General features: G+C 54.3%; 4 protein-coding genes. All 4 read right to left on the bottom strand.

Annotated elements, in window-relative coordinates; genetic code table 11:
- Window positions 1–242: 242 nt before the first annotated feature.
- From frdD to frdA, 4 genes are read right to left on the bottom strand one after another with little or no spacing between them, the layout of a single operon-like run.
- Window positions 243–599 carry a fumarate reductase subunit FrdD gene (frdD, locus tag YWE_RS0123645; RefSeq protein ID WP_029094287.1) on the bottom strand — a complete coding sequence of 119 codons (357 nt, stop codon included), beginning with the start codon at window positions 597–599 and terminating at the stop codon, window positions 243–245.
- A gap of 16 nt (window positions 600–615) precedes the next feature.
- Complete coding sequence (frdC, locus tag YWE_RS0123640) at window positions 616–1,008, bottom strand: fumarate reductase subunit FrdC (protein ID WP_029094288.1); 393 nt, start codon at window positions 1,006–1,008, stop codon at window positions 616–618.
- 17 nt (window positions 1,009–1,025) lie between these two features.
- Entirely contained in the window at window positions 1,026–1,763 is a 738-nt protein-coding gene (locus YWE_RS0123635) for a succinate dehydrogenase/fumarate reductase iron-sulfur subunit (RefSeq protein WP_029094289.1), read from the bottom strand.
- Complete coding sequence (frdA, locus tag YWE_RS0123630; protein ID WP_029094290.1) at window positions 1,756–3,564, bottom strand: fumarate reductase (quinol) flavoprotein subunit; 1,809 nt, start codon at window positions 3,562–3,564, stop codon at window positions 1,756–1,758. Before frdA ends, YWE_RS0123635 begins: the two co-directional genes overlap by 8 nt.
- Between the last annotated feature and the right edge of the window lie 34 nt (window positions 3,565–3,598).

The following is a 3,598-nucleotide window of genomic DNA, read 5'->3' as shown; positions in this document are numbered from 1 at the left end:
AAGAACGTCCCAATGACTCAGCGTGGGGGATAAGAATAGTGAATCGAGGGCATAGGGATGCGTCATGGCCCGCAGTCCGAGATATGCAACAACATCGCCCCGCGGCCGCCAGGAAGTATCCATATTCCGCTGTTGATGATGCGGACGAAATGGGCGCTGCAATCAAATTTAATGGCTATGCCAGACACTAAAACGCCCCTTGCGGGGCGTTGACTATTTATTGATACAACCTATTCATTGGCTTACAGGCTAAATACGCCGTATACCGTTACTACGGTCAGTATCATCGCAATCCCATAAAACACCAGCTTACTGGCCGGGATATGCCACTTCAGGTCATGGGTCATATGGTGCATACGGTGAAGACCACACCATACCGGCAGGATAATCATCAGCAGCAGGAATACCCGGCCAATAAAGCTCTGGCAGAACGCCAGAATGCGCGGGTAGCTCAATGCTTCAGGCGCCCAGCCCAGCGGCAGCATAATCGCCACCAGCAGGATAATCACCGGAGCCACAATCGCGCCCCACATACCGCCTGCTCCGAACAGACCCCAGAATACCGGTTCGTCAGAACGCTTCGGGTTTACTTGATTCATCTCGTTCTTCCTCCGCTTAAATCAGGGCAATGGCCAGAATAACCAGGCTCACCACAATCGTTACCACCCAAAAACCGGTCACAATCGGTTTCGGGCCCAGTTTATTGTCACCCACCACCACGTTAGCGGCTTTAGGCGTCAGGTCAAACCAGGTCTTGGTGTGAACGACTGACATAATCAAGGTAATGATGTTAATCACCATCACTATCGGGTTCTGTAAGAAGCCGACAAAGCTTCCCCAGCTCTCTGCACCGCCCTTGAGGGCAAACAGACCGATAATCAGCACAATGCTGAACCACACTGCCGGCACGGCGGTGCTCTCACGGAACATATAAAACTTATAGAACCCGAGGTTTTTCCACCAGTCGGCTTTCACCTCACGGACATAGGGTTTACGTTTGGTCATCATAATAGTATCCCTCTCCTTTATTGAGGTTTCAGCATGGCAATCATAAAGTCTTTCGAGCTTTCCACCTTGCCCTGCTGAATAGCAGCGGCCGGGTCAACGTGCTTCGGACAGACTTCAGAACAGTAGCCGACGAAGGTACAAGACCACACGCCGTTCTTGCCGTTCAACTGAGGCATACGGGCAGCCTTACCTTTATCACGGGTGTCCAGATTGTAACGGTGGGCCAGCGTAATGGCGGCCGGACCGATAAACTCCGGATTTAAGCCGAACTGCGGACAGGCCGCATAGCACAGGCCACAGTTGATACAGCCCGAGAACTGATGGTATTTCTCCATCTGGGCCGGGGTCTGCAGCGTGGCGCCGTTTTCCGGCTTCAGGCTGTCATTAATGATGTAAGGCTTAATCGCCTCCAGACTCTCAATAAAGTGAGTCATATCCACCACTAAGTCCCGCTCAATCGGGAAGTTACCTAAGGCTTCGACCTTCAGACCGCTGTCAGCATATTCGCGCAGGAAGGTCTTACAGGCCAGCTTCGGCACCTTATTGACCATCATGCCGCATGAGCCACATATCGCCATCCGGCAGGACCAGCGATAAGACAGGTCCGGAGCCAGATTGTCTTTGATATACCCTAATGCATCCAACAGGGAGGTGGAGGTATCGTAAGGCACATCATACGCCTCGAAGTGCGGTGCGCTGTCCTGCTCAGGGTTATAGCGCATGACTTCAACTTTGAGGGTTTTCATCTCAGACATTGGCCTGCTCCTTCTTCAGTTTGTCTGCAGCATCTTGGGCTTCTGCTTCTGCCCCGTAGACGCGTTTAGCCGGGGCAAGGGTAGTAATTTTCACATCGCTGTATTCCAGACGCGGCGCGCCGCCTTCCGGATTAAAGAATGTCAGGCTGTGTTTCAGGAAGTTCTCATCATCACGCTCGGTACAGCCTTCGTCTAAGCGCTGATGGGCACCGCGAGACTCACGACGGTTAAGGGCTGAAATGGCCATACATTCCGCCACGTCCAGACCATGACCTAACTCAATGGTGTACAGCAGGTCAGTGTTAAACACGCTGGAGGTGTCGGTGATTTTGATGCGCTTAAAGCGCTCTTTCAGCTCAGCCAGCTTGTCGACGGTTTTCTGCATCAGCTCGGTGGTGCGGTAAATACCACAGCCTTCTTCCATGCTCATGCCCATCTCATCACGGATGGCTGACCAGCTTTCGGTACCTTCCTGTTTCAACAGGGCTTGCAGACGACCTTCGATATCAGAGACCTGAGCATCCAGCGCACTGCCGTTGGCCGGCGCCGCCGTGCGGGCACGTTCAACCGCCTGTTCACCGGCTAAGCGACCAAACACCACCAGCTCAGCCAGGGAGTTGGAGCCTAAACGGTTAGCCCCGTGCATACCGACAGACGAACATTCGCCGACGGCAAACAGCCCTTTCAGACGGGTTTCACAGTTCTGGTCAGTTTCAATCCCGCCCATGGTGTAGTGGGCGGTCGGACGTACCGGGATAGGTTCGTTAACCGGGTCAACGCCGACGTAAGCTTTAGCCAGTTCACAGATAAACGGCAGACGCTCATGCAGCACTTTGGCCCCCAGGTGACGCATGTCGAGATAGACCACATCGCCGCGCGGAGTCGGAATGGTGCGCCCTGCGCGCCACTCGTGCCAGAAGGCCTGAGAGACTTTGTCGCGCGGACCGAGTTCCATGTATTTGTTTTCCGGATGGCCCAGCGGGGTCTCCGGTCCCATGCCGTAATCCTGCAGGTAACGGTAGCCGTCTTTATTGACCAGAATTCCGCCTTCACCGCGGCAACCTTCGGTCATCAGAATACCGGAGCCCGGCAGGCCGGTCGGGTGATACTGAACAAATTCCATATCGCGTAACGGCACGCCATGACGGAAGGCCATACCCATACCGTCACCGGTGACGATACCGCCGTTGGTGTTATAACGGTAAACGCGACCGGCGCCGCCGGTGGCCATAATCACGGCGTTGGCGCGGATTTGAATCAGGGTCCCTTCCATCATGTTCATGGCAACTAAGCCGCGGGCATGGCCTTCGTCCACTAACAGGTCGAGAACAAAATGTTCATCAAAGCGTTTAATGTTAGGGTACTTGAGTGAGGTCTGGAACAGGGTATGAAGCATGTGGAAGCCGGTTTTATCGGCGGCAAACCAGGTGCGTTCAATCTTCATGCCGCCGAAGCGACGGACGTTGACGGAGCCATCGGGTTTACGGCTCCACGGGCAGCCCCATTGTTCCATTTGAATCATTTCACGCGGGCTGTGTTCAACGAAGTATTGAACGACGTCCTGCTCACAGAGCCAGTCGCCGCCGGCGACGGTGTCGTGGAAGTGGGATTCAAAGCTGTCGTGGGCTTGCGTTACTGCGGCAGAGCCCCCTTCGGCGGCGACGGTATGGCTCCGCATAGGGTAGACTTTAGAGATGAGCGCAATAGTGAGGTTGGGATTAGCTTCAGCAGCGGCGATGGCTGCACGAAGACCGCCACCACCGGCGCCGATGATAGCAATATCTGCGTTAAAGGTTTGCACTGCATTCCTCCAAATGTTCCAGTTTAAGTGTAAA

The organism is Budvicia aquatica DSM 5075 = ATCC 35567, from assembly GCF_000427805.1.
GTDB classification, from domain to species: Bacteria; Pseudomonadota; Gammaproteobacteria; order Enterobacterales; family Enterobacteriaceae; genus Budvicia; species Budvicia aquatica.
This window is presented reverse-complemented; position numbering and strand designations above follow the sequence as displayed.